2 protein-coding genes are annotated in these 2,392 nt (G+C 74.9%); one reads left to right on the top strand and one right to left on the bottom strand.

Annotated features, from left to right (window positions below; genetic code table 11):
- Positions 1-319 precede the first annotated feature (319 nt).
- Positions 320-805 (bottom strand): GNAT family N-acetyltransferase, encoded by a 486-nt coding sequence (locus tag AB0J08_RS41490; protein WP_360645354.1) that lies wholly within the window; start codon positions 803-805, stop codon positions 320-322.
- A 260-nt stretch (positions 806-1,065) separates the two neighbouring features.
- Here AB0J08_RS41490 and AB0J08_RS41485 point away from each other — a divergent pair, with 260 nt between their 5' ends.
- A complete protein-coding gene (locus AB0J08_RS41485) occupies positions 1,066-2,289 on the top strand; it encodes a GNAT family N-acetyltransferase (RefSeq protein ID WP_360645351.1) in 1,224 nt (407 codons plus the stop codon).
- Positions 2,290-2,392 lie beyond the last annotated feature (103 nt).

Below are 2,392 nucleotides of genomic sequence, written 5' to 3'. Positions count from 1 at the left end.
GTCGGCCTCCCGGGCCACCGTGCGGGTGGCACCGCCGCCGGCCAGGTACGGCTCGGCCTCGTCCAGCCAGTCCCCCGGCGGCGGGGAGGATGGTCGTCCTGTCTTCGCTGTTCACCTGGGCACACTTCCTGTTCGGGTCGGCCGGTCCGGGTGCCGACACCTGGGAGACCCTCCGGGGGCGTGCCGATAACAGAAAGGGCGAACTGATTTCCGATCCGCCAGCCGGGGTCGGTCGGGACGACGGGCTCGGGGTCGGGGTCGGTCGGGACGGCGGGCTGGGGGTCGGTCGCGGGCTCGGGCTCGGGCTCGGGGAGCACGCTCAGCCGGCGGCGTCCGGCGGCATGTCGTAGGTCACGAACATCGTCCGGGTGGCGACCTGGTCGTACTTGCTGCGGGCCCGGTAGTTGTCGTCGGAGGTGATCCACCGGACGGCGTTCCAGCCGCGCTCCGCGGCGATCGCCCTCAGCCGGGCGAGCAGCGCGTCCACCGCGCCGCCGCCGCGCACGGCCGGGCTGACGAACAGGTCGTCCAGGAACCCGGCGACCGCGCCGTGCAGCGGCCGGACGAACGGACGGTAGTGCGCCAGACCGACCGGCGTGCCGTCGGTGTCGCGGACCAGCAGACCCTCCAGCTCGTGCGCCGGGTCGGTGAGCCAGGACCAGACCAGCTCGGCCTTCGCGTCCGGGATCGGCACCCGGTAGAAGTCGCAGTACCCCCGGAACAGCTCGCGCCAGGCGGCGAACTCGGTGCTCTCGGGTGCTCCGACGCTCCAGCGGGCGTCGGTGGCGGCGGTCTGGGGTGTCATCTCGGCCTCCGGAGGTCGGGTGGGGAGCAGCAGCGGGCGCGGGGTGGACCGCGGGGGCTGTCGCGCCAGCATGACGGTCCGTCGGGCCCGGGCAGATGGACGGTCCGGCCAAGAACCCCGCCCGCCCCACTACGCGGCGGCGCAGTCCCGGGCCGCGCCGCGTCCCCGCGTAATTCATTTGACCCGGCGCCGCGGCACGGCTGCACTGTGACGGGCGCCACGCCTCGTGGCGCCGTAACGCAGGGGAGGCAGCGGCACCGATGGAGATCCGTTCCACGACCGAGCAGGACTTCGACGTCTTCGTCGACACGCTCCTCGCCGCGTTCGGGCGCTTCCGGGAGACCCCGACCGAGAGCGGCGCCAAGGCCTGGTGGTCGGCGCTCGAAATGGACCGCGGCCTGCTCGCCCTGACGGCGGACGGGCGGCCCGTCGGCACCGCCGGTGCGTACTCCTTCGAGCTCACCCTGCCCGGCGCGGTCCTGGCCCCGGCCGCCGGGGTGACCGCCGTCGGCGTGCTGCCCACGCACCGGCGCCAGGGCGTGCTCGGCGCGATGATGCGGCATCAGCTCACCGAGCTGCGGGCCCGCGGGGAGTTCCTCTCCGTCCTGCTGGCCTCCCAGGCGGTGATCTACCGCAGGTTCGGCTACGGGCCGGCGACCTACACGGCGCGGCTGACGGTGCCGCGCCACCAGGCCGCCCTCACCCTCCCCCGGGCGCGCGGCGCGGCCGACGCACCGGCGACCGGCTCGGTCGAGCTGCTGCGCCGTGCCGAGTGCGGCGGGATCCTGGAAGAGGTCTACGACCGGTACCGCCGCGCACAGCCCGGCGCGCTGTCCCGGCCGCACCGCTGGTGGGCCCTGGGCGGCGGGCTGCCCCCGGTCGCCCCGGTGTCGCGCTACGTCGCCGTCCACCGGGACGCCGACGGCGTCCCGGACGGCTACGCCAGCTACTGGCGCGGCGAGGCCGACACCCTGACGGTCGACGAGACCATCGCCCTTGACGACGCCGCCGCCTCGGCCCTGACCCGGTTCGCACTCGGACACGACCTGGTCGGCCAGGTCGTGTTCAAGAACTTCCCGCCCGATCACCCGCTGCGCTGGCAGCTCGCGGACTTCCGCGCCGGCCAGGTGAGCAATGACATCGACGCGCTCTGGCTGCGGCTCCTGGACGTCCCGCGTGCGCTGACCGCGCGCGGCTGGTTCACGGACGGCGAGCTCGTCCTCGACGTCGACGACCCGTTCCTCGGCGAGCACGGCCGCTACCTGCTGACCGTCCGGGACGGCAAGGCCGACTGCGTCCCGACGGACCGGGAGCCCGACCTGTCCCTGGACATGAGCGACCTGGGCTCGATCTACCTCGGCGGCACCGCCCCGAGCACGCTCGTCCGTGCCGGACACGTCCTGGCCCACCGTCCGGGCGCGGCCACGCTCGCCGACGCCCTCTTCCGCGCCGAGCGCCCCCCGCACTGCCTGCACTGGTTCTGACCGGTGCGCACCGATCGGTGCGCACCGACTCCGCCGACCCCGCCCGCAGGAGGGCGGGGTCGGCCTCTCGCCCCGTGCGGCCGTGTTGCGCAGCCGACCCGGG

It is taken from the genome of Kitasatospora sp. NPDC050463 (genome assembly GCF_040655255.1).
Taxonomy (GTDB): Bacteria; Actinomycetota; Actinomycetes; order Streptomycetales; family Streptomycetaceae; genus Kitasatospora.
Note: the sequence above shows the minus strand (reverse complement) of the source record. Positions and strands in the feature narration are given on the sequence as shown.